This is a genomic window from Flavobacterium sp. 38 (assembly GCF_057799715.1).
In genome coordinates, this window is sequence record NZ_JBYNWZ010000001.1 from 923,812 (window position 1) to 948,279 (window position 24,468).

The following is a 24,468-nucleotide window of genomic DNA, read 5'->3' on the forward strand; positions in this document are numbered from 1 at the left end:
ATTTTACTGAAATCTGTCGGGCTTCTTTAAAAAAAATGGTCTACAAGCTTATTCGTATTTTAGATATTTTAATACATCTATTTTGGTAACCTGAAACGCTTTTGTCAAAACGATAATTAAAGTTAAAATCAAAAGAGAAATCAGCGCAATTACAAAAGGAACAGAGGATATTCCGATTCTAAAAGCGAAATCTTCGAGCCATTTCTGTAATAATATATAAGCAGGAACAATTCCGATTCCAAATCCTATTAAACAGAAAACAATATACTGTTTCGACAATTCTTTTAAGAGTATATCTGTTTCAGCTCCTAAAGTTTTTCGAATGGCGATTTCTTTCAATCTTCTCTCCATCGAAAATGATGCCAAAGCAAACAATCCAAATACAGCAATTACAATTACGACTAGATTTAAGATAAAAAACAGGTTTTTTTGCTTTACTTGCTCTTCATAAGTTCGCGCAAATCCTTTGTTAACAAATTCGTAGTCAAAAGGATAGTCAGGGTTTACATTTTTCTCCCAGTATAATTTCAATTTTTCTAACGTTTCTGTTAAATTATTTGGAGAGACCTTTACAAGGACAGTTCCAAAGTTATTCCACTTTAAAGTTTTAAGATTTATAAAAACCATTGGAGGCACTTTATTCTGTAATCCCGTTAGGTTAAAATCTTTTACAACCCCGACAATTTTAAATTTTAAATTATCTCCTCCGTTGCTCCAACCAGAAGTTATAATAGTATTAACTGGATTTTTTAGATTTAATTCTTTAACCAGTGTCTCATTCATTAACATACTGCTAATAGTATCTGATGCAAATTTAGGAGATAAATCGCGTCCTTGAGCCATTTTTATGTTCATCATGTCTAAGAAACCAAAATCCATTTCGATGTTTTTTGGCTGTACAAAAATCCCATTATGTTTAAATCCTGAACTAGAACCGCTTGAACTTCCAAACGCTCCTGCAAAAACAGTAACATCAACGACACCTGGAATCTTTTTCATTTCTTGTTTTTGTACCAGATATTGATCTGTTCTTCTAATTCTGTCTGGAGTATTATAACGAATCGAAAGAACCTGATCTCCGCTAAAGCCCAGATCTTTATTCATCATATAATCAACCTGCGAGTTCACAATTAAGGCGCCGATGATAAAAAATGCAGCAATTCCGAACTGAAAAATAAGCATCGAATTTCGAATCCAGATTCCGCTTTTGCTTCTCGAAAAATTACCTTTTAATACTTTTAAAGTCTCAAAGTTTGAAATATAAATGGCCGGGAATATACCTGCAAGAACAATTACTAATCCAAAAATGAAAATGAGCTGCAGGTAAAATTCGCTACCATTCAAAGTCAAAGTTTTTCTTAAAAAAGAATTATAATAAGGCAATGAAAGTTCGACAATGGCAAGAGCAAATAAAATAGCCAGTGTTACAATTATAGCAGTTTCAAAAATAAACTGAGTGATAATCTGGTTTTTAGAAGCCCCTACAATTTTACGTACTCCAACTTCTTTTGCGCGTTTTATTGCAGATGCTGTTGCTAGATTGATATAGTTCACCAGTGATAAAACCAAAATCAAAATAGATAAACCAGCCATAATGTAAAGCAGTTTTAAATTACCAACACCTTCTGGGTAATTTTGTCCTGCAGAACTTTTGGTTCCATGCAGACGAGAAGTTTTTAATTGGTCTAATATGACTTTTATTTCTCCATTCTCTTTGACATATTGAGCCACAGTCATTCCACTTTCTTTGGCATCTTTTACAGTTCTGTTTACAAAATAGACATTTTGCATTTTCTTTAAAACAGCATCAATATTGGCATCTTTTTTTGTTCTAATCAATAAGCCGTAATTAAAATTTCCCCAGCTGTTTTCGTCGCCTTCCCTTTTTACTCCGTTAAAAACAAAAGAAGGCTGAATAGAGGAAGGCTTAATAATTCTATAAACCGATTTTATAGTATAATTTTTTCCTCCAAAAACAATAGATTTACCAATCGGATCCTCATTTTTAAAAAATAATTGCGCCTGTTCTTCAGAAATAGCGACACTATTTTTTTCTTTCAGAATATTAGTTTTTGCTCCTTTTATAATATCAAAAGGAAAAAAATCGAAGAAATTTTCGTCAGTGGTGGTTATGTTTTTAACCACTACTTTTTGATTCTCATATTTGATAAGATCTTCGTCGTACCAAGTGTTAAAGAAGCATATTTTTTCGATCTCTGGAATTGTAGCTTTACAAGTTTCACCAAATGGTATCGAATTAGATCCCCAAGTGTCCCCATTGCTAAGTCTGTTCAAAACCATGTAAGTATTGTCTTTTCCAGGATTCCATTGATCGTAAGCATGTTCGTTATTCCAGTACAGAATGGCAAAAATGACCGCAGAAATTCCGATGCTTAATCCTAGAACATTTAAAAACGAAAACAGTTTGCTTTGCTTTAAATGATATATAAATATTTTAAACCAGTTAAAAATCATTTTGATGTATATTTTTTATAGTTGATATGGCAGTTTTTTAAAACCTTTAAGGCTTTAGATCATTGTAAAAATCTTGCAGACTAATTCTACAAGAACTACGAATGCTGTGACAATAATTTTAATCATCATTTTGTTATTTAGCGTCCATAAAAACATCAACATTTCGTTGATTTAATTTCTCAGAAAATATAACTCCATCTTTCATGTGAATGGTTCTTTGCGAAAAAGAAGCATCATAATCAGAGTGGGTAACCATCAAAATAGTAGCGCCTTTAGCATGTAAATCGGTTAAAAGTTCCATTACTTCATTACCGTTTTTACTGTCTAAATTTCCTGTTGGCTCATCGGCCAAAATAATCTTCGGATCATTTACCAAAGCTCTTGCAACGGCAACTCTTTGCTGCTGACCTCCAGAAAGCTGTTGCGGAAAATGTCTCAAACGATGCGAAATATTTAGTTTCTCAGCAATCGCTTCAATCTTTTGCTTTCTTTCAGAAGCTTTTACATTGTTGTAAAGCAAAGGCAATTCGATATTGTCATAAACAGAAAGCTCATCTATTAGGTTGAAATTCTGAAAAATGAAACCAATATTTTCTTTTCTCACTTTCGCTCTTCCTTTTTCTTTTAAGCCAATCATTTCCTGATCTAGTAATTTGTAACTTCCGCCATCTGCACTGTCCAAAAGACCGATAATATTCAGTAAAGTCGATTTTCCACAGCCTGAAGGCCCCATAATAGTTAAAAAATCTCCTTTTTTTATTTCTAAATTGATTCCGCTCAAAGCAGCAGTTTCTATTTCTTCTGTTCTAAAAACTTTGGTTAAATTCTGAATTGTGATCATAATTTTTTAAGGTTTTGAAATGTTATTAAATACGTTTTTTGATTGATGATTGATGTTTTTATATTTTTTGTTTCAAGTTTAAAGTTTCAGGTTTTTGCAGTTCGATAACTTGATCCCGACACTTCGGGAGAAACCTGAAACAAAACAAACTATTCTAAAGAAAGCTCTTCGATGTCTTTATAATCAGTATAAGAAGAAGTAACTACAGATTCGCCTTCTTTCAAACCTTCAAGAACTTCATAGTAAGAAGGATTTTCGCGTCCTAATTTGATATTTCTTCTTACTGCTTTGTTTCCATTCACTACAAAAATCCATTTTCCTGCAGCTTCTTGGTTAAAAGCGCCTCTCGGAATTACCAGCGTTTTATTCTTTTCAGATAAAATCAATTTTACGCCAAAGCTAAGTCCGTCTTGAAGAACAATATTTTCCTTAGATGAAAAAGCCAATTCTACAGTAAAACGTCCGCCTTTAACTTCAGGAATTACTTTAGTTACAATAACTTCAAGAGTTGCGCCTTTAAATTCTACCTGTCCTTTCAGGCCTTCTCTGATTTTTTCCAAATAAAACTCATCCACTTCTGCGGCCAGTTTGTATCCTTTCTTAGAGTCAATTTTTCCGATGCTATGACCTGCCTGAAAAGTTTGTCCCAAAACAGCTTCAAAAGAAGTTAATCGTCCTGTTTCTGGAGCTGTAATTAAAAAGTTCTTTTTATTATTTCTAAGAATATCCAAACTCTTTTCCATTGTCTGAATCGAACGGTTTATCTGCGAAATCTGAACCTGATTGCTTTGTTTTTCTTTTTGAATGCTCTGCTGAATTGTTCTTTTGCGCTCTTCCTGAAAGCGAAGACTTTCTTTAAAAGTATTCCAGTCATTTTTAGAAATTACATCCTTTTCGTAAAGCTTCGCATTCATGTCGTACAGCCTTTTGGCGTCGTTATAATCGTGTTCAATCAGAACTAAATCTTTGTTTAAGTTCAATTCTTGATTTCTGATGTTTAGTTTTCCTGTATTTAAATTGTTGATTTGCTCAATAATAGCCGTTTCCTGAGTCAGATAATTCAGTTCTGTATTCGGATTGTACAAACGTGCTAGCGACTGTCCTTTGGTAACCATAGCACCGTTTTCTACAAAAATCTCTTTTACAGAACCGCCTTCAGTTACATTTACCAGCATCATATTCAAAGGTTCTACTTTTGCCTGAAAAACGACAAAATCTTCGAAAAACGCTTTTTCTGCTTTTTGAATTACCAATTCATCTGTTTTTACGTTTAAGGTTCTTTTGGTGTTAAAAGCAAAAATCGTGATGGTAAGCAAAACTAAAAAAACAGCAATTGCTATTGCGAGATATCTAAATTTTTTATTTTTACGAGGAATTATCGTGTCCATTTTTTTAATTATTTTACTGATAGTCAATAGGTAAATACTGTGCCATAAAATTTATTATTTGTAAGGCATTGATTTTGAAGAGACTTTAAAAACCGCCTCAGAAAAGCAGTGTCCGATAATGAACAGTTGACCGTTCGGAAGCGGACAGAAAAAACACCACATGAGAAAAAAACTAGCCCAAATATTAGTTGTTGACGATCAGGAAGAAATTCTTTTTTCTGCAAAAATGATTCTCAAGAAACATTTTGAAACGATTTTTACCACTAATAGTCCAAAAAAAATCATTTCGATCTTAAGCGAAAATGACATCAACGTAGTTTTGCTGGATATGAATTACCGAATTGGTTTTGAAGATGGGCGAGAAGGAATTCATTGGCTAAAAGAAATAAAAACGCTTTCGCCAAACACAATTGTAATCTTAATGACGGCTTTTGGTAAAATCGAAACTGCTGTAGAAGGCATTAAAATAGGTGCTTTTGATTATGTTTTAAAACCTTGGAATAACGAAAAACTGCTTGAAATCATTGATAAAGCGGTTACCGAAAGCAGAAAAAACAGTAAAAAAACCGTTGATAAATTAGAAAAAACAGAAAAGAAATATTTCGTCGGAACTTCGGCCAAAATAAAACAAGCTTATGCAATCTCCGAAAAAGTAGCGCGTACAGATGCCAACGTTTTGATTTTGGGCGAAAACGGAACTGGAAAGTATGTCTTTGCCGAATATATTCATCAGCATTCTGAAAGAAAAAATCAGCCTTTTGTGCATGTAGATTTGGGCTCGTTGAGCGATAATCTGTTCGAAAGCGAACTTTTTGGTTATGCGAAAGGCGCTTTTACTGATGCTAAAATAGATACTGCCGGAAGATTTGAAACAGCACAAAACGGCACTATTTTTTTAGACGAAATAGGGAATATTCCGCTTCATCTTCAAGCCAAATTACTCCATGTCTTGCAGACTAAAACAGTAACGCGTTTGGGAGAAAGTAAACCAAGACCGCTGAATGTTCGTGTTGTCGCAGCAACAAACAGCGATATTAAAACAGAAGTAAAAAATAAAACGTTTCGTGAAGATTTACTTTATAGAATCAATACAATGGAAATCAATCTTCCGTCTTTACGCGAAAGAAAAGACGATATTGTACCGATGGCGAACTTTATCTTAGAACAGATTGCCGAAAAATACAATCAGCAAGATTTAAAATTTGAAGATAATGCGGCTTCTTATTTAGAAAAATATCCGTGGAAAGGAAATGTCCGCGAAATGGAAAATAAAATCGAACGCGCTCTGATTCTCGCTGAAAATAATACCATTTCAGTATTAGATTTAGATATTTTAGATTTTGAAGAAATTCAAGAAAATGATGAAAATCCGTTGTCTGAAATGGAAAAAGGTGCGATCGAAAAAGCATTATTCAAACATAATGGAAATATCAGTAAAACTGCCGAAGAATTAGGCTTGTCGCGCGCAGCCTTATATAGAAGAATTGAAAAATATGATTTGAAGAATTAAATACTATGAATAGCATCCAGCTTTAGCTGGATGTAAATAATAAGGAAAGAATTTGAGGCTTTAGCCAAAATGTGTATGTTTGGCTAAAGCCCTATTTCTATCAATAATTTTATCTCTCCAGCTAAAGCTGGAGGCAATTCAAATAAAATAAATGAAGAATTGGAAATTTTATAATGCATTGTTTATAAGAGTTGTGTTTGTAATGGCACTATTTCTCTGCAGTGCTTTGTTGTTTTATAAAGGGTTTCAATTCAACGGGATTCTAGTCGGCGCTTTTGTTTTGATATTTCTGTTCGAAATGTATTTTTTTGTCAAAAATCAATTGATGTTTTATGATAAAACAATTAATTCCATTTTGCACGACGACTTTTCTGCCCATTTTCCAGAAGAGCATAAAAAAGACAATTTTAATAGTTTATATCTTTTATACGATACTTTAAAGGTTCAGAAACAAGAGCAGATTTCCAAAGAATTAATCTATCGTTCGATTTTGAACAGTATCGATACTGCCGCTCTCATTTTAGAAAAAGAAGAAGACAGCTGGTCGATTTTCATTATGAACGATTGTTTTTCGAATCTGTTTAAAGTACCGAAGGTAAGCCATTGGAAATATCTCCAAAATTACCTTCCTGGACTCTGCAATGAAATCGAAAACGTAGATTTTAGCGAACTTAAAACGGCAATTTCGATTAAAATAGAAGATCAGGATTTGCAGACTTTTATGTTGCAGACTTCGCGCACGCAAACTTATAATAAAGAGTATTTTATTATTTTATTGGATAGTATTCAGCGTGTTATCGAGAAAAAAGAAAAAGAAGCTTGGATTAATTTAATGAAGATTATTTCGCATGAATTAATGAATTCGCTTACGCCAATTCGGGCGCTTTCGCAGAATTTACTTCATATCGTAGATCAAGAAGAATTGGAAGAAGATGATTTTGAAGACATCAAAAGCAGTATTTCTACAATCATAAACCGAAGTGATCATTTGCAGTTTTTTGTTGAAAATTACCGCAAACTGGCCATGCTTCCGACTCCAAACAAACAGATGACGCCTATAAATGCTTTGTTTGAAGATTGCTTGCGCATAATGAGTCCGATTTTGAAGGAGGAAGGAATTGAATTAATAAATGAAGTTCATAGTTCGCGCTCGATTCTGATTGATAAAAATCAGATGGAGCAGGTAATTATCAATTTGATTACCAATAGTATTCATGCTTTAAAAGAAAAAGAAGAAAAGAAACTGATTATTTCCAGCTATACGGAAAACAATCGCTTTTTTATCGTGATTTCAGACAATGGAAAAGGTGTAGATGCAGAAATTAGAGACAAAGTTTTCTTGCCATTTTTCACCACAAGAAAAGACGGCGCCGGAATCGGATTAACGCTTTCTAAAAATATCATCGAAGCGCACGGCGGTTATTTAAGCTATCAAACCGACGAAGATCAAACAAGTTTTGTGATATGCTTGATTTAATTTTTTTAAACCATATAAGCGATTTAAGTTCATTTAAAAAGTAAATCATTAATTTTTGTCGAATCTCTCGCAAAGTCGCGAAGTCGCAAAAAAATGTTTCACGCTGATTTAAAAAGATTTAAGCAGATCGCGCAGATTGTATTATAAAAAATCAAATTAAATCTGCTCTAATCTGCAGAATCTGCGTGAAACAAAAAAGCTTTGTACCTCTGCGACTTTGCGAGATTAAAAAAAAACTTACATGACTTATATGGTTCAAAAAAAATCACCCCTGAATTTCAGGTTTCCAAAAATGTTTTTCAAAATCGACAATCTGATTATTGACAACTTTAATGCCTTCATTTTCTAAAAGCTGCTGCATTAAATTTGTGCCGTCAAAATGGTGTTTTCCAGTCAAAAGTCCTTTTTGGTTGACTACTCGGTGTGCAGGAACATCATCCATATTATGGCAGGCATTCATGGCCCAGCCTACCATTCGTGCAGAACGAGCTGTGCCTAAAGCTTTTGCGATAGCGCCGTAAGAAGTTACTTTTCCAAACGGAATTTGTCTGGCGATTACATAAACTCTTTCGAAAAAATTCTCTTCAGCCATAATTATTTTGCCACAGATTAAAGGATTAGAAGGATTTTAAAATTACTATTTATCTGTTAAAATCTGTAGAATCTGCGAGAAAAATTTAAAAGCATAGAAGAAGGAATCGTTTTAATCCTTTAATCAGTGGCTATAAAATTATCCGAAGTAGTAATTCAGGATATTAAAAAGTGTCGCAAGGGCAACCAATCCAGTAATGGTTCCGATAATTGCATTCATGTTACGCATGAAATAATCGGTTTTCTTTTCTATTCTTCCAAAGAAAGCAATATAGCTGTATAAAATGATAAAAGCTCCAAGAACAGAACCCGATACAAAAGTCAAAATAATCGCGTTTTCGAATACAAAAAGATGATACGAGGCCAACGTCACGCTGACAACAACATAGTACGGAATAGGAAAGAAATTCAGTCCAGAAAGAAGCATTCCGAGAAAGAAACGGCTTTTTTTACTGCTCTTTTTGATCTTTGTTTTTTTCTTAGCTATTGGTTCTTTGGCAAAAAAGAAAAAGTAAATAGTTAAGATTGCAAAAATGACAAAACCAGCTTCGCGCAAAAGTATGACAACGTCTGGACGATTGTCTATAACGCGTGCAAACAATACTGCCACATACGCCTGAAAAAAAAGAACTAAAACAGCGCCAATTACAAACCAAATAGCATTCTTTCTCCCTTCTTTCATTTTTATTTTGGCAGCTGTCATATTGAGCAATCCTGGCGGAATTGTTCCAATGGCTGCGGCAATAAAACCTGAAATTAGTGGAGTAAGGTAGGTCATTTAGAAGTTAAATCGGTTAGATAAAGGTTTCAAAATTAAAGTTAATCTTTAATTTTGAAACGAATATACGTAATTGCCTTGTTAATTTCTAAATATTGTTTTTCGTAAAAAGTTTGGATAGAAGTTACCACTTCAGGACTTCCTTCATTTTTGTAAACATTGTGGTTGGCATAAAGAACTTCATGGCCTTCTCCATGAAGCAATCCAAGCGTATAACCGTGCATAAATTCACTATCAGTTTTAAGATTTACAACACCGTCTTTTTTCAGGATTTTTTTGTACAATTGCAGGAACTCAGAATTAGTCATTCTGTGTTTCGTTCTCTTGTATTTGATCTGTGGATCTGGAAAAGTAATCCAGATTTCGTCTACTTCGCCTTCGGCAAAAATATGATTAATCAACTCAATTTGAGTACGTACGAAAGCCACATTATGAAGACCATTTTCTACAGCGGTTTTTGCACCTCTCCAGAAACGCGCTCCTTTAATATCGATTCCGATAAAATTTTTGTCTGGGTATTTCTCTGCTAATCCAACAGAATATTCTCCTTTTCCGCACCCTAATTCTAAAACTAATGGATTATCATTTTTAAAGAAATCAGAATTCCATTTTCCTCTTAAAGGCATTAAGTTGCCTACAACTTCTTCTCTGGTTGGCTGAAAAACGTTTTCAAATGTTTCGTTTTCTCTGAATCTTTTTAGTTTATTTTTACTTCCCACTTTTACAAAAATTTTCCGCAAAATTAAGGAATATAAACGAATGAAAATAGCGGAATTAGGTTTAAAAGTTCTTTCGCCACGAATTCACGAATTATTCTTGATTTCTTTTTTGCCACAGATTATATAGATTAAATGGATTTTTAACTGGACGTAATTTTTTTGCCACGAATTGCACGAATTTTCACGAATTTTTTATTCTGTTTTTGTTTAGCTCAAACATATAATCAGCAAGCTGATTAAAAAAATTTGTGGAAATTCGTGCAATTCGTGGCAAACTAAAAATTAACCGTAATGTGGTTCAGTAATTGGTTGTGCTTTTGGATCAAGAGATTCATCGTGTTGCGATAAATCTAGTCCGATGTGTTCTGATTCTTCTGAAACTCTTAGTGGAATAATGAAGTTGGTTACTTTAAACAAGAAATAAGCTCCGAAGAAAGTAAAGATCGAAACCAAAACCAATGCCATCATATGGTGTCCGAAAACATTCCATCCGCCGTGAAGCAAACTTGCATTTTCGCCGTGAGCAAAAACAGCAGTAAGAATCATTCCCATAATTCCGCCAACACCGTGGCAAGCAAAAACGTCAAGCGTATCGTCGAATCTTTTAGAATATTTGCAGTTTACAGCCGTGTTAGAAACCAAAGCCGTGATGAATCCGAAGAACATACTTTCTGGAACCGAAACAAATCCTGCGGCAGGTGTAATGGCCACTAAACCAACAACGGCACCGATACAAGCTCCAAGAGCCGAAACTTTTCTTCCGTTCATTCTGTCAAAGAAAATCCAAGTTAGCATCGCTGCAGCAGATGAAGTCGTAGTTGTAGCAAAAGCCATAGCAGCAGTTCCGTTGGCAGCAAGAGCAGATCCCGCGTTGAATCCGAACCATCCAAACCAAAGCATTCCAGTTCCTAATAACACAAACGGAATGTTAGTTGGAATATGCTGGCTGTTTTTTCTTTTTCCTAAAACAATAACTCCGGCTAGAGCTGCAAAACCAGAACTCATATGCACTACAGTTCCTCCTGCAAAATCTTTAACGCCAAAGTAGCTTCCTAAAACACCCGTCGGATACCAAACGGCGTGACATAAAGGAGCATAAATAAATATGGTAAATAAACTGATGAATACTAAATAAGAAATAAAACGAACACGTTCTGCAAACGAACCTGTAATAATCGCAGGGCAGATAATCGCAAATTTCATTTGAAACAAAGCGAAAAGCATAAACGGAATCGTATTTGCCAGTTGTTTATGAGGCAAGACGCCCACATAATCCATAAAAGCAAAAGTAGTCGGGTTTCCGAAAAAGCTGTAAAAATGATCTCCAGAACCGAATCCGACTGGTTCTCCAAAGGCTAAGCTAAATGCCACCACAACCCATAAAAGCGTTACTACGCCCAAACAGATAAAACTTTGAAGCATGGTAGAGATAACATTTTTCTTTCCTACCATTCCGCCATAAAAGAAAGACAATCCTGGCGTCATGATCAAAACCAGACAGCTTGAAGTAAGCATCCAGGCAACATCGGCAGGAACGATATGATCTAAAGTTCCAAATTCTGATAAAACATAATTATTTTCTGTAACTGTCGGCCAAAATGCACCTATCGTACATACGACGCTTATCATAATAAAGGAAATAATCCAGCGTTTTTCTATTTTCATTTTTAAAATACTTTGTTTAACCCTATTTTTTTTGGGGTCAAAGTTAGAAAAAAATAAATATTCTCGTTTTAAAGGCTATTAAAATAGAGGTTCGGCTTTTATTTTGATCGATTTTGTAAAATACGGCTTCTTTTTTTGACAGTATCTTATTCTAAAGTTACAAAAAAGCATTGTTTTTGACGAATTAATTAAAATTAGTCTATCAACAATGCTTTTAAAGCGCTCAAAAAGTTATGTTTATAATAAGAAAAGTCGAAAATGTTTTATTTTTTCTGAAGTTTTGCAATCAAAGCATCTTCAATTGGCGCTTTTATCTTGGTTACAGCGTCAACTTCGTCATTTGGAACTGTCATTGATAAAACATAATGCTGAATTTTCCATTCGTTACCCACTTTAACCAAAACACCAGAACCGCGGCAGATTTTCATTTGCGTGTCTAGTAATTCGTCAAACCAAGCAATTTTTCCTGATTTGTCAAAAAAGATATGGCGTTCTAAGGCTTTAAAATTCCATGTCGTTCCTTTATCAAAAAAAGGTTTTGCCCAAACAGCGAATTCTTTTTTAGTCCAATTTTCGGTAGCATCTGTGCCAATATAAATCGCATCTGAATTTAAGACACTAAAATAAGCGTCAAATTTTACCTCAGCTGCAGCTTTATGCCAAGCATCTAAGGTCTGATTGATTTTGTTTTTGTCGGTTTGTGCATTCGCGAAAGCGGTAATAAATAGAAGGAGTAAAGCAATTTTTTTCATGAGATATAAATTTAAAGTTTAAAGATATTATTTTTTTTAAACCATATAAGTTATTTAAGAAGTCAAAGAATATGCAATTTTTGCCACAAAGACACGAGGGCGCAAAGTTTATTTTAAGATTCTTGGTGACTTTGTGCCTTTGTGGCATTTGTAAGTAAAGGGAATTTTTTTGCTCAATTAAATATAAAATATCTTCCCGATCTGCGGGAGAAAAAAATCACGTTTTTGCAACATTTAAAATTCATTAACAAATAACTTTAAATGAACTTACATTACTTATAGGATTTAAATTCAAAAAACAAGTATATTTGATTGATCTTAAATAATACCCCAATGAATGCAAAAATACTTCTAAGCTCGCTAGCAGTTACTTCTTTACTTTTTATTTCCTGCAAAAAAGAATTGGAACCGCAGGAAAGTACAGCAACATCTGAATTAGTAAGGTTAGGACTTGCAAAAGATACAACTAAAGCTGCTGCGCCTGTGGTGCAAAATCATGCAGCAAATCCAAATACCGTTTTAAGTGACACCAAAGGAATCAATCCAGCGCACGGACAGCCGGGCCATCGTTGCGATATTGCAGTTGGAGCGCCTTTAAATTCGGCACCCCCACAGCAAGGTCAGGTTGCGACGCAAACAGGACAAACGGTAAAAGTTGGCCAGCCTCAAGTGGTAACCACTACGACAGTTCCTGCTAAAACAGCAAAAGGAATGAATCCGCCACATGGACAGCCAGGACACAGATGTGATATTCCGGTTGGAGCACCTTTAAATTCGCCTCCAGCAAAAAATACAACAACAACCACAAATACAGCACAAAGCGGAACGGTTACACAAAACTTTTCGGTAACACCTCCGCCAGCATCAAATCCAGTTCCGGCATTATTGAGTACCGAAGGAACAGAAGCGACTGTAGCAGACGGAATGAATCCGCCGCACGGAAAACCAGGTCACCGCTGCGATATTGCCGTTGGCGCTCCGCTTCCTAAATAGTTTATAAACCATATAAGTGATATAAGAAAATTTAAAGTTTTTTTATTCTTACTGTAAACAAACAAAGCCTCAAAGTATGAACTTTGAGGCTTTGAATTTTTAGAAAATTTAAGTTTTTATCATTTATTTAATAAAAGCACGAAGCCGCAAAGTATATATAAACTTTGCGGCTTCGCGTCTTTGCGAGATTAATTCATTTCAGTAAAAAACTAAAAATGAACTTATATCGCTTATATGGTTTAAAAATTAATGTTCTTTTATTTTTTCGAAAGTGCTAGTCAACGATTTTTTTACTTTAGCCAATGCACCACTGAAAGCTTTTTCAAGCGATTCGGCGTGTTCTGTAACCGTTATAGGCTGTAATTTTACAGGGCGGACTTCAATCACACATTTTTTGTCATGCAAGCTGAATTTTTCGCCGTTTTCATCACCAAAATGAATCTCGACACGGGTAATTTTATCTTGAAAACGATCTAAACTTTTTTCAACTTCTGAAGAAAAATAACTCTCTAATCTTGCACTTCCTTCAATGTTTTTGTCTGTATTGATTTGTACTTTCATAACGGATAATTTTTTAATGATTCATTCTCAAACTTATCGATTTTACAACTAAAAGACAAGTAGGTTAAGGAAATATTATGAAATATTAAACGATTTATTTTTCAATTTTGTAATTTCGATTGGTGAAAATATACTTATAGTATTTTAATTTATAAACGAAGAAAAAACTTACAATTTATTTTTGTTTTTTATATCTTTGTCGTTCAAAACTTTCAGATAATGATACAACAAAAAAGATTTGCCCACGTGGTATGCTGGCGGTATTGGAAACAACCGCGACGCTCTGAAAGGCGTTGAGCAGCTAATCCATGTGGGTTTTATACTCTCAAAACTTTCAGATTATGAGTACAAACACCCTTTCCAAAGAAACCGAATTAAGATTAGCTGAATTCTTCAACACTTCAATTGATTCGAAAAGTATGGCGAAAACCCTTAGACAAGTAAATTATATTCTTGCCTTAAACGTAATGCACGAAAACGAATTTCTGCAACAAGAAAATATCAATCTGGATTAAAGCTTTTACTGGCTGAATAAATTGGCCGAGATTCTGGATCCTTATTTGGAGGTTGAGTAGAATTTTTAGATTTAATGGAAAAGCCACTGGGAAGTGGCTTTTATAATTTTGATATGATATTATTCGGTTAACGTATCGATAAAATCATAATAAGAATTAATTTTCTTAAAATCAATTTCGTAATTTTCAATATCAATTTTCCTAATTTCGACAGAATCAATCCCTAATTCTAGAAGCATTTCGTATGTAACTAATTTCCCTTCGGGAATTTTTAAAATATCCCTCAAAATCCATTCTCCTAGTTCTTTATTAGGATTGCTCATTAAGCCTTTCCCTTTATTGATTGTTTGACCTTCAATATTTACATTGAAGCCCTGACACATACTAGCGACTAAAATTTTGCCATTTGGCAGATGAAGATTAAAATTAATTCCTTTTTCATTCGGTGGGAAAAAGTTTGGAAATTCATGGTGAATTATAGCAGGCACTGGAATGTATACTTCATTTGGATGTCTTGATCTACCTCCTGCATTCCATTGATTTAATCCACTATTTTCAGCAACTTCTCTTTGTCTCGTAGAAAATAAAGGTAAAATGACAAACTCTTTCTCTTCATTACTTTGAACAAAATCAAGTTTATTGTTGTTAAAAATGTTTCTTAAAACTTCATATGGATCTTTTAGGACTTCAATTTTTAATTCAATTTCATTAATTGTATTAAAGCGCTTAAATAAAGTACTTTTACTTAAATTGAAATTGTATTCATGAATTTTATCATTAAAAGAAATTGAATTAGCATTTAATTTGATATCTGTTATCTGTGCTACATCTATGAAATCCATTTTTTCTTCAAAAATCAAAAATCTGTCAGCTTCCCTTGTGACACAATGATAAGCAAGATCATCAATCGAATGAATCGCTTTTGTTGACTCAAGTCTTTTATTTCTTAAAGATGAAATGTAATGTACAAAATCTTGTGGTTTTTTTTCAAGTTCCCTATAGTCAATTCTGTCTTTATTGAATTCAGCAATTTTTTGTAAAGTTTTGCCATTATTGTTTAAGTAAGTTTTTAAACCAATTCCCATAGAATCCTTCGAAGCGTCTGCTGAACTATCGCCTCTAGATAAATTATCAGCCTCAAAAGCTTTGCAAAAAATGTTTTCTGCGGCTCTATAATATAAATATGGAACATTGCTATCTGAAAAAAGATTTGATATACCTCCTACAATTTTCAATAAATTATAATATTCTTTTATGTTTTCTTTAGGCTGATTTTTTAAAAACATAATTTCATTACTTAATGATTTCTATAATATTATTAGCTATTCTTTCGATTAACGTTGTTGTTACGGAATTTCCAGCCTGCATATATAATTTACTGTTAGCAATATTAGGCAAAATATATCTATCCATTGGATATCCTTGAAAAGCAAAACATTCTTTTGGAGTTAATTTCCTAATGCCATAGTCATCAAGAATTAAAGGAACATTATGTCCTCCTGTTCCCATATTAGCTGTTAGAGTTGGGCAAACTTGGTTTTTGTTTTCTCTAACATAAACTCTTCTCCATTGATATATGGTATCTTTTGAAGTAATTGTTTTTTCTAACTCAGGATAGTATTGGTGATCTTTTTTATAATAAAGGTTATCTGCTTGTTTTCCTTTTTCTAAAATATCATGGATTGTTTTAGTTAAAGGAATAGGTTCTGGAAATTTAAAATCTCCATGATTTGGTACTTGTTCTTTGTCAAACGCTACAATAAAGATACGTTCTCTATTTTGAGGAACATTTGCATGTGTAGAAGAATTTAAAACTTTTGTATATGCTTTATAGCCAAGTTTTTCTTCTAATATTTCTAAGATCACTTTAAAAGTATTACCCTTATCATGAGAAACTAAATTTTTCACATTTTCTAAGAAAACTACTTTTGGTCTTTTTGTCTCAATGATCTTTTCTACATCAAAAAAAAGAGTTCCTCGAGTATCTTGAAACCCTTTTCTGTTTCCAGCAATAGAAAAAGCTTGACAAGGAAATCCTGCACATAGAACTTGAATATCATCTGGAATGTAGTTTTTCGTAGAATCTTTTGTGATATCGCCAAAAGGAATTTCACCAAAATTTTCACGATATGTTTTTTGCGAATCTATATTCCATTCACTAGTGTAAACACATTTACCACCTAAATTTTGCAAGGCAATTCTAAAACCTCCAATTCCTGCAAATAGGTCAATAAATTTAAAAGTATAGTTTTCGGGAGTAGGAAATGGAACATCTTCCACTTCAAAAAGTAATTGTTGTAATGCAGAATCAGAAACCATATTTAGTTTCTCTTCTTCATTTTTATATTCAACAATTTGTTTGATGTATTCAGCAGCTTCTTCTTCAAAATGATCCTTAACACCATTATGATAATTATGCAGATAATGTGTAACAACGGCTTTTCTATTATCGTCTTCTTCTACAAAGCGATTTTTAAATTTTTTGTTATCAAATTCGTCAATGTTGATCTTTTCTTCTCCCGTCATTTTGCGCTAAAATTAGTGGTGCAATTTATGAATAATAATCCAAAATCAGGAATTATATTTTCCACAAACTGTATTTGATAAAAGGCAATTATTTGGTTACCCCTTCTCCCTCTTCCCCCACTTAATCTTCATCTTCCCCTCATTATCATAAGCAATAAGATGCAGGACAATACCACGTTCGCGCACGGCTTTTCGTTCGGCTTTGGTGGCGAGTTTGGCGTCGTTTTTAGAATTTCGTAGCGGAACGGTGAGGGCGAGATTCGTGCCTCGGCCGAAAGAATAAATGCCTTCGGCGTCAAGGTTGAGAACGCTGGAACTTATGGTGAGTTTGTGGACATCAATTTGTTCTCCGCGAAGATTGAGCGAACCCGATAAATCGCTGAAAGTAATATTCTCTACATCTCGAAGCGGAAAAGCAAATTTGCCGACTTTCATAATTGGTTCAAAGTTGAGCAATGCGCCTTGATTGACATTAAAGTCCAATTTTCCTTTCATCGAATTGACGATTAAATCGCCTTTACTGCTCATTAAACCCACGACATTGGCATTGCTTGTTAATCGGCCGCGAATATTTTTCGGACTAAAAGATTTGATTCCGAAGTTGTTGAACGATCGTAAAAAACTGGCAATATCTACGCGGTTTACCTGAGCATTCGAACTAAAAACATAATGATTGCCGCTTGGCTGTACAGAACCGCTAAAATTGATGCTTCCGCCAGAGGTTTGCAGGGTTCCGTTTTGGAGCAGCACTTTAGAATTGAGCATTTGCAAAGTCGCTCGGGTGTTTGTTGCCGTTAATGATCCGTAAGTGATTTTGTCTGCTTTGAGGTTAATTATTGCCGTACATTTATCAATTACCGGTTTTAGCTGCGTCATAAAATTGACATTTCCCTTAACGGGCTTTTTCTGTGCTATTTTCTTTTGAGCCGGACTTTGTTTGAGTACGCCCAAGAATTGTTTTACATCGATATGCGGACAATAAATATTCCAGTTTACCACCATTTTTTCTGGCGCATCATAATAGAGATTCAAGAAATTATCGATTTTTCCATCAATGCGGATGATATTATTTTTGTGTTTGTAGGCAATCTTTTTAATGTAAAGCGCCTGTTCGGTAAACGATAATTGCACGTCAGTTTTTTCGGCCCTGATATTCTTCGGAAAATAATCAAAAGTTGTGTCGTCAATGTCAACATCGCCTGTAAAACGTGGTCTGTTGATATACAAATTGACAATATCAAACTGAAATTTTAAATTGGCTTTGGCATGACCGCTTTCAAAATGAAGAATTTTATTGTTGGCCATTCCGTTAAGTTTCGAAACGTCAAAATCGGCGTTTACAACTCCTGTTGCAATTGGTTTTTCGAGATCATTGATAACGGCTTGGGCAATTGTTAGAGGAATAGTCTCGTATTCTGCTTTAAAATGCGTTAAAATAATAGCAGAGTTTGGGTCGCTGAAACCTTTTTCGGGTTTGAAATTATTGGTAAAAATTCCTTTGAAAGAGCAATTAGTAAACAAACCATCAGGAATCGTCAATTCGTTGTTTCTAATGTCGGCCTGCACCACAATTTTTGGGTCGCCTTCTACATTCAGATCGCCTTTGATGTCGCAGTTGACCTTAATCGGTTTCTTTAAATCGAATTGATTAAGCTTCGAACTGATGTTTGCCGATAATAAATTGGAAGCATTTCGCCATAAAATATCCGTTCCGATATTGATTCCGAAAAGCGAATTTCCTTTTCCGATATTAAAGAAAGCTGCGATATCAAAAGTGTCAGAACCAATTTTAAGGTTTTTGGTATGAATGTCAATTTTCTGATTGCTTTCAGAGTACGAAATGTCAAATTTGCCTTCGAGCACTTTTTCTTTAGCAAAACTTCCGTGAACGGTATTAAAAGCGAGACTATTGATTTTGGTTTTCAAAAACAGATTCGTCTGCCAGTTGTCATTATCATAATTTACTTTAGATTCTAAATTTGCCACATCAAAATCAAACAATTTATGTCCCAAATGGTTGTCGATAATTACATGAACTCGGTTGAGGTTGATTTCGTCTATTGTCGTTTCTGGCTTATCTGTATTGGTTTGCGGTTTTTTCTTTTTTGGTTTGAAAATATTGACATTAGAATAACCGTCTTCAGCTTTATAAATATAAATATCGGCGTCGTTAATTAAGATTTTATGAATATTAATTTCGTGCTGCAGTAAACTCCAGATGTTTAAACGCGCTTCTATTTCTTTTGCTTTCAGTAAAGTATGTTTGTGGCTCGGCCATTTATTGTCTTTAATTTCGACCTCATTAAGCGCAAGCGTAAAATTGGGAAAACCCGTCAGAAATTTATAATGAAAATCGGTTACGTGAAATTTGCCATTGATATTTTCATTGATTTTGGTATTGACTTTGGCTATAATTTCGGTTTTATTTTGGTTGAAGTAAATCGACAGGGCTCCGCAGGCAAGTAGGAGTATAGCAAATAATCCCAAAATAAAAAATCCGAAGCGTTTGGCATATTTTTTAAAACGTTCAGATTGGAAAAAGGTCTTTATTTGAAGTAAAGTTTCCGGCATTAAAATCAAATTTGTTGACATTAAAGATACTATAAAAATTTAACTTTAATTTAAATTTTTGATATTCAAATTAATACGAACTTTATAAATAGAACAAAAATGTATTTACAGTATATAATTAATGACAATACATTTATAATGAAAACTAATTTAGTAATGGTGTTTGATTTGTTTTAAATTTTTAAATTTGTACTGTAGTTTGAAAGTTAATAATTCAGACATAATTTAATCTTAATATATTATGGCATTAGCAATAACAGATGCTACTTTTGATGAAGTAGTTTTAAAATCAGATAAACCAGTAATGGTAGATTTTTGGGCAGCATGGTGTGGTCCTTGTAGAATGGTTGGTCCAATCATTGACCAATTAAGCGAAGAGTACGCTGGTAAAGTAGTTGTTGGTAAAGTAGATGTAGACGCTAACCAAGAATTTGCTGCAAAATACGGTGTGCGTAACATACCAACAGTTTTGGTTTTCCAAAACGGTGAAGTTGTAGGTAAACAAGTAGGAGTAGCTCCGAAACAAGCCTACGCAGATAGTTTAGACGCTTTGTTGTAATCTCCAAAGATTGCAATTGATATAAAAGAGGTTTGACGAGAGTCAAGCCTTTTTTATTGGGCTGTTTTTTTTTGCCACGAATTATTTTTTTTCGCCACGAATTCACGAATTGACGCTAATTTTTTTACTGCATGAATTTCTCGAATTTTTATAATGAAAGTGAAGCTTATTTTTTTGCCACAGATTACGCAGATTAAAAAGGATTTTTTCGCCACGAATTCACGAATTGGCACTAATATTTTTGTGTAATTGAATTTCGCAAATTGAGTTTTTCTTAAAGCATAACAATAATTCGTGAATTCGTGGCGAAAAACCTTCAATTCGTGGCGAAAAACCTAGAATATCAATGTAAAAGTAACACCAGCATTTGGTTTGGACGAGACTTCAATTTTGCAGTTTATGGCGTTGGCCAAATCGCGAATTAAATGTAAACCCAAGCCCGATTTGATTCCGATTACTTCAGATTCGTCGTAAAGGGCTTTGAATTTTTCCTGTGTGCCACCTGGGCCGTTGTCGGTAATAGAGAGGAAGTTTTTTCCGTTTTCCTGCCAGGCTTTCCAAATAATTTGTGCGTTTGGTGTTTTGTCTAAAGCTTTTATGGCGTTTCCGGTTAGGTTTCGCATTATGGTTTTTAGATAATTTTCGTCGGTTTCTAGAATGATGTTTTCCGGGTTTTCGAATATAATTTCGACATTCTCTGCGCTCGAAAAATGCTTTTGGATTTCATAAAAAATAGAAGAAACAGTTGTTTTTCTCGGTTGAGGTTTAAAATTCTCCATTTGGCTTTTGCTCCAAAGTAGCATATCTTCCATAGAATCCAATAGATTTTCGGCTCCAGTCGTAATTTTGGTCTGCATTCTTAGTGCGGTTTCTTCGTCTAATAATTCTGGATTTTCTTTTTGAAGATGAAGAAAATGAATCAGATTTGAAATTGGACTTCTCAAATCATGATTCAGTATGCTAAAGAAACGTGCCTTTATTTTATTGGCTTCATCCAATTCCTGATTCAACGCCTGAAGCTTCAGATTGGTTTTTTTCCTGATCTGGCTTTGTCTCCATAACAACAATCCGATAATGAAAACCAGAATAATTCCTGCGGTCAGGAAAATACGCTGTTGTCTGGCATCTTCAATCTGAATGTTTTTAATGGCATTTTCGGTCGAAAGATTCTTGATTTCCTGCGCTTTGGTTTTGTTCTGAAATTTAGCTTCTGCATTGGCAATATTTTGCTTGGCAGATTCAGCCATCATTTCGTCGTTGTTTTTGCTGTAGATTTCGTTGTAATAATAGGCTTCTTTCCATTGTCCGAGTGCGGCGAAACTTTGAGAGAGTCTTTTGTTGATGTTGACAAACGATTCTTTATCATATTTTAAGGCATTTACAGAAGCTTTTTTTAAGGTTTCAATGGCTTTTTTGTACTCTCCTTTTTCATACAAAACTCTTCCCATTATCGCATTGGCTTCCATAATAATATCCTCATCATTGGATTTTTTTCCTAATAAAACCGCTTTTTTAGCATACAAATAAGCGGTTTGTGTCTGGCCGTCGTTGACATAATATTCCGACAGACTTCGGTTAGCATAACTTAGATTGAGAAATAAAGAATCTTTGGGTGTAGGATAAGTATAGACTTGGTTGTAATATTTTTGAATGCTGTCTTTTTCTTTTAATGAACCATAACAATGCAGGTAATAATTGCATAAAAAAGCGTTGACATAAGGAGAATGAATCGTATATTTTTTGGTTTCGTTCAAATATTCGATTGCCTTTTGATATTGTTTCATTCTCGTATAAGCACTCCCGATTTGAAGATAGGAAATGCCAATATTTTCCACATTAACGTTATCTTTTTTAAGCAGTTTTTTATACGAAATCGCTTTTAATTGGTAACTGATAAAAGTCTCGTATTGGGCATTATCCTGATAATATTCGGCTAAACTTCCATACAAAACAGCTTTTGTATAATTGCTTTTGGTAGTATCGACAACCTTTTTAATGTATTGGGCTAAAAATTTACTTTTTACAGTATCCTGAACCGAATAATAAGCGTAGTTCAAACGCATTAAAACGGTGGTTTCATTTTTTAAATGGCGCGCTTTTCGAGCATATTTCCATGCGTTTTCATAATTTACTAGCGCATTCTGATACTGATTGTTGCTAAACTCATACGCAAGTCCTTTTTGAATATAAAAACGGCTTTTATAAGCATTCTGGTTTTTAGCGATTAAAATACCTTTGTCTGCAGCGCTTATTAGTTTTGAATAATCTTCTTTTTCTAAAAGTTGGGTAGTATATCGAAGCCAGACTTTCAGTTTTTCGTCTGTTGTTTTATAACGCGCTAAATTAGGTTCCTGCTGTGCAAAAGCATTCCAAGAAATGAAAAGTAAAAGCAGTAGCCCTACGCTTTTCATGCCATTAAGTTTAGGTTTTCCTTATAACTTCTTCCAATCGGAATTACGGCATTATTATTCAAAATGATTTCGTTTGAATTGATTTTCTGCACATATTGCTTCTGTACGGCGTAGCTTCTGTGAATACGAACGAAGGACTGAAAATGATTTTCTTTCAGCAAATTTCCGATACTCGATAAAACACAATGTCTTTTCTGATTTGTCACCACCAAAGTATAATCTTTAAGCGCTTCGAGATACAAAATTTCGTGAAGTTTTACTTTAGTCTGTTCGTGACCTTCTTTTATATAAATGGTATCGCCGCCAATGCTGGCTTCAAAAAGAGAAGCTTTGAGTTTTATTTCCATAAACTCTTCGATCCGATTTATAGTTTGGGTAAAACGATCCAGTTTTAAAGGTTTTACGATAAAATCTAAAGTTTCGATTTGAAAACTTTCTACCGCATGTTCGGGATGAGCGGTAATAAATACGCAGACAGGAACTTCTAATGCCTGTTTTCTAAATTCAATTCCGTTTAATCCTGGCATATCGATATCCAGAAACAGAATGTCAATTTTTTCTTTTTCTAAAAAAGGAACTGCCTCTTCAGCCGATTCAAAAACGCCAGCAATATCTAGAATAGGAAACTTCTTGGCATAAGAAACCGCCGTAAGCCTGTCTATTTCGTCATCGTCAACAATAATACAAGAGTATTTTTTCATCATCAAACTGTCTTTGAATTGCAAAAGTAGGTCGTCTGTCTATTTAAAATGCCGTTCGTCTATTAGCGGTTTTTTCACAGAATTTAATCCGGCAACTTTGTCCTGTAAATCTATCATAAATAAACAAAACTGCCTTTGTGATAGTTGCAAAAATAAAAGCTATTAAGTTAAAAAAGAACTATTTAATTAAATTTTTTAAACCAAAATGTTATGAAAACTTTTAAGTCAATTTTTTTCATTTTTCTAATTTCAGTTTCAATAATTTCCTGCAGCTCAGATGACGGTACCGATGGAGTAAATGGAGTCGACGGAGCACCCGGAGCGCAAGGACCAGCCGGAACAGCAAATGTAATCTATAGCGGCTGGATTAATGCGCCAGCAGGAACACCAGAAACAATAGACGGAACGTCAGGATTATCTACTTCTTTTGCTGTTCCGCAACTTACGGCAGACATTATGGCTAAAGGAACCATCTTAGTATATATGTCTTTTGGATCAGGAGTTAATGTTTACACACTGCCTTACACTTCAACAGCTGGCGGATATGCAAATACAATTACAGCCATTGCAAGCCTTAATACAATCAAAATTTTCCGATTTAAACATGCGGCTGACGGAACAACAGTTGGACTGCCATCAACTCTTACCTATCGTTATGTCTTAATTCCTGGAGGCGCGGCAGCTGCTACAGCAAAAACAGCAAAACTGGATTATGCTAAAATGAGTTACGAAGAAGTTTGCGCGCATTTTAATATTCAACCTTAACTAAATCAATTTAAATAAAAACTAATCTAAAAATAATATACCATGAGAGCTTTTAAAACTTTTATTACCGTTCTAATTATTACTCTTTCTGCAGCTTGCAGTAGTGATGATGACAAAGACAATACGCCAAAATTTGAAACTGAAAATCCGCTTGCGGCTTATTATACTGCGACAGGTTTTACTACCGTTTCCAATTTTATTAACTCAGGAGATTACGAATTCGGACTTGTATTTACGCCAACCGTAAAAGGAAAAATAAACGCTTTAACTTTAAAGCTTCCCGCGGCAAACCCGACGATTCGGGTAACAATCTGGGATTTTGCTTCTAAAGCAGTTTTACGTTCTGAAACTGTAAACGTAGTTACTGCAGATGTGCAGGTTACAAAAGAAATTAGCGAACTGGCTTTAGAAAAAGACAAAAAATACATGATTACCATGAACTCAAATGATTGGTACAAAAAGAATAAAGCAGATAATTCTAACGTAACGTATCCAATTGTGGCGGGAAATATCACAATTAATGAGTACAGATGGCTTTCGGGAACAGCACAAACATTCCCAACTATGGTGTCTTCAAGCTACAATGCGGGAGATTTAAGCTTTGATTTTCAACAAACAGAATAATTCTTTTTTTGGATAGCTTTTGAATTAGTAAAGGAAAAGGTTTGAC

The 24,468-nt window shown here is 34.2% G+C and carries 21 protein-coding genes; 7 read left to right on the plus strand and 14 right to left on the minus strand.

Going from position 1 to position 24,468, the window contains the following annotated elements:
* Positions 1–48: 48 nt before the first annotated feature.
* The 3 genes from AC3E9W_RS03985 to AC3E9W_RS03995 all read right to left on the minus strand — a co-directional run bounded on the left by AC3E9W_RS03985 (position 49) and on the right by AC3E9W_RS03995 (position 4,704).
* Entirely contained in the window at positions 49–2,475 is a 2,427-nt protein-coding gene (locus AC3E9W_RS03985; protein WP_488767012.1) for an ABC transporter permease, read from the minus strand.
* 133 nt (positions 2,476–2,608) lie between these two features.
* A complete protein-coding gene (locus tag AC3E9W_RS03990; RefSeq protein ID WP_125719006.1) occupies positions 2,609–3,316 on the minus strand; it encodes an ABC transporter ATP-binding protein in 708 nt (235 codons plus the stop codon).
* Between the two features lie 149 nt (positions 3,317–3,465).
* Positions 3,466–4,704: an efflux RND transporter periplasmic adaptor subunit gene (locus tag AC3E9W_RS03995; protein ID WP_488767014.1), complete on the minus strand. Its 1,239-nt coding sequence runs from the start codon at positions 4,702–4,704 to the stop codon at positions 3,466–3,468.
* Between the two features lie 160 nt (positions 4,705–4,864).
* Between AC3E9W_RS03995 and AC3E9W_RS04000 the strand changes: the two genes are divergently transcribed.
* Both AC3E9W_RS04000 and AC3E9W_RS04005 read left to right on the plus strand, forming a co-directional pair.
* A complete protein-coding gene (locus AC3E9W_RS04000; protein ID WP_488767016.1) occupies positions 4,865–6,214 on the plus strand; it encodes a sigma-54-dependent transcriptional regulator in 1,350 nt (449 codons plus the stop codon).
* A gap of 151 nt (positions 6,215–6,365) precedes the next feature.
* Positions 6,366–7,691, plus strand: a complete 1,326-nt coding sequence (locus AC3E9W_RS04005) for a sensor histidine kinase (protein WP_488767018.1) — start codon at positions 6,366–6,368, stop codon at positions 7,689–7,691.
* A 265-nt stretch (positions 7,692–7,956) separates the two neighbouring features.
* On the opposite strand, the gene AC3E9W_RS04010 is transcribed toward AC3E9W_RS04005, so the two are convergent.
* The 5 genes from AC3E9W_RS04010 to AC3E9W_RS04030 form a co-directional block, all read right to left on the minus strand.
* Positions 7,957–8,283, minus strand: a complete 327-nt coding sequence (locus AC3E9W_RS04010) for an MGMT family protein (RefSeq protein ID WP_286968192.1) — start codon at positions 8,281–8,283, stop codon at positions 7,957–7,959.
* Between the two features lie 138 nt (positions 8,284–8,421).
* A complete protein-coding gene (locus tag AC3E9W_RS04015; RefSeq protein ID WP_488767021.1) occupies positions 8,422–9,060 on the minus strand; it encodes a LysE family transporter in 639 nt (212 codons plus the stop codon).
* A 41-nt stretch (positions 9,061–9,101) separates the two neighbouring features.
* Complete coding sequence (gene trmB, locus AC3E9W_RS04020; RefSeq protein ID WP_306154793.1) at positions 9,102–9,779, minus strand: tRNA (guanosine(46)-N7)-methyltransferase TrmB; 678 nt, start codon at positions 9,777–9,779, stop codon at positions 9,102–9,104.
* A gap of 282 nt (positions 9,780–10,061) precedes the next feature.
* Positions 10,062–11,444: an ammonium transporter gene (locus tag AC3E9W_RS04025; protein ID WP_306154795.1), complete on the minus strand. Its 1,383-nt coding sequence runs from the start codon at positions 11,442–11,444 to the stop codon at positions 10,062–10,064.
* A gap of 263 nt (positions 11,445–11,707) precedes the next feature.
* Positions 11,708–12,196 carry a nuclear transport factor 2 family protein gene (locus tag AC3E9W_RS04030; RefSeq protein WP_456891128.1) on the minus strand — a complete coding sequence of 163 codons (489 nt, stop codon included), beginning with the start codon at positions 12,194–12,196 and terminating at the stop codon, positions 11,708–11,710.
* A gap of 333 nt (positions 12,197–12,529) precedes the next feature.
* Between AC3E9W_RS04030 and AC3E9W_RS04035 the strand changes: the two genes are divergently transcribed.
* Complete coding sequence (locus tag AC3E9W_RS04035; RefSeq protein WP_488767024.1) at positions 12,530–13,189, plus strand: hypothetical protein; 660 nt, start codon at positions 12,530–12,532, stop codon at positions 13,187–13,189.
* Positions 13,190–13,435: 246 nt separating this feature from the next.
* Here the strand turns inward: AC3E9W_RS04035 and AC3E9W_RS04040 are convergent, their stop codons facing one another.
* Positions 13,436–13,750 (minus strand): HPF/RaiA family ribosome-associated protein, encoded by a 315-nt coding sequence (locus AC3E9W_RS04040; RefSeq protein WP_306154800.1) that lies wholly within the window; start codon positions 13,748–13,750, stop codon positions 13,436–13,438.
* A gap of 341 nt (positions 13,751–14,091) precedes the next feature.
* Between AC3E9W_RS04040 and AC3E9W_RS04045 the strand changes: the two genes are divergently transcribed.
* Positions 14,092–14,265, plus strand: coding sequence for a hypothetical protein (locus AC3E9W_RS04045; protein WP_488767025.1), 174 nt, complete (start codon positions 14,092–14,094; stop codon positions 14,263–14,265).
* A gap of 119 nt (positions 14,266–14,384) precedes the next feature.
* On the opposite strand, the gene AC3E9W_RS04050 is transcribed toward AC3E9W_RS04045, so the two are convergent.
* The 3 genes from AC3E9W_RS04050 to AC3E9W_RS04060 all read right to left on the minus strand — a co-directional run bounded on the left by AC3E9W_RS04050 (position 14,385) and on the right by AC3E9W_RS04060 (position 19,383).
* The gene (locus AC3E9W_RS04050) at positions 14,385–15,551 is read right to left on the minus strand and encodes a phospholipase D-like domain-containing protein (protein ID WP_488767027.1); all 1,167 of its coding nucleotides are present in this window, start codon (positions 15,549–15,551) and stop codon (positions 14,385–14,387) included.
* A gap of 7 nt (positions 15,552–15,558) precedes the next feature.
* On the minus strand, positions 15,559–16,791 hold the full coding sequence (dcm, locus tag AC3E9W_RS04055) for a DNA (cytosine-5-)-methyltransferase (RefSeq protein WP_488767029.1): 1,233 nt from the start codon (positions 16,789–16,791) through the stop codon (positions 15,559–15,561).
* Positions 16,792–16,887: 96 nt separating this feature from the next.
* Positions 16,888–19,383: an AsmA family protein gene (locus tag AC3E9W_RS04060; RefSeq protein WP_488767031.1), complete on the minus strand. Its 2,496-nt coding sequence runs from the start codon at positions 19,381–19,383 to the stop codon at positions 16,888–16,890.
* A 220-nt stretch (positions 19,384–19,603) separates the two neighbouring features.
* Between AC3E9W_RS04060 and trxA the strand changes: the two genes are divergently transcribed.
* Positions 19,604–19,921 carry a thioredoxin gene (gene trxA / locus AC3E9W_RS04065; protein ID WP_008466289.1) on the plus strand — a complete coding sequence of 106 codons (318 nt, stop codon included), beginning with the start codon at positions 19,604–19,606 and terminating at the stop codon, positions 19,919–19,921.
* A 335-nt stretch (positions 19,922–20,256) separates the two neighbouring features.
* On the opposite strand, the gene AC3E9W_RS04070 is transcribed toward trxA, so the two are convergent.
* Complete coding sequence (locus tag AC3E9W_RS04070) at positions 20,257–22,332, minus strand: tetratricopeptide repeat-containing sensor histidine kinase (RefSeq protein ID WP_488767033.1); 2,076 nt, start codon at positions 22,330–22,332, stop codon at positions 20,257–20,259.
* Positions 22,329–23,036: a LytR/AlgR family response regulator transcription factor gene (locus AC3E9W_RS04075; protein ID WP_456891111.1), complete on the minus strand. Its 708-nt coding sequence runs from the start codon at positions 23,034–23,036 to the stop codon at positions 22,329–22,331. The genes AC3E9W_RS04070 and AC3E9W_RS04075 overlap by 4 nt, the downstream gene beginning before the upstream one ends.
* Positions 23,037–23,243: 207 nt before the next feature.
* Here AC3E9W_RS04075 and AC3E9W_RS04080 point away from each other — a divergent pair, with 207 nt between their 5' ends.
* Both AC3E9W_RS04080 and AC3E9W_RS04085 read left to right on the plus strand, forming a co-directional pair.
* A complete protein-coding gene (locus AC3E9W_RS04080; RefSeq protein WP_488767035.1) occupies positions 23,244–23,798 on the plus strand; it encodes a hypothetical protein in 555 nt (184 codons plus the stop codon).
* 42 nt (positions 23,799–23,840) lie between these two features.
* Positions 23,841–24,422 (plus strand): hypothetical protein, encoded by a 582-nt coding sequence (locus AC3E9W_RS04085; RefSeq protein ID WP_456891107.1) that lies wholly within the window; start codon positions 23,841–23,843, stop codon positions 24,420–24,422.
* The last annotated feature ends 46 nt before the right edge of the window (positions 24,423–24,468 follow it).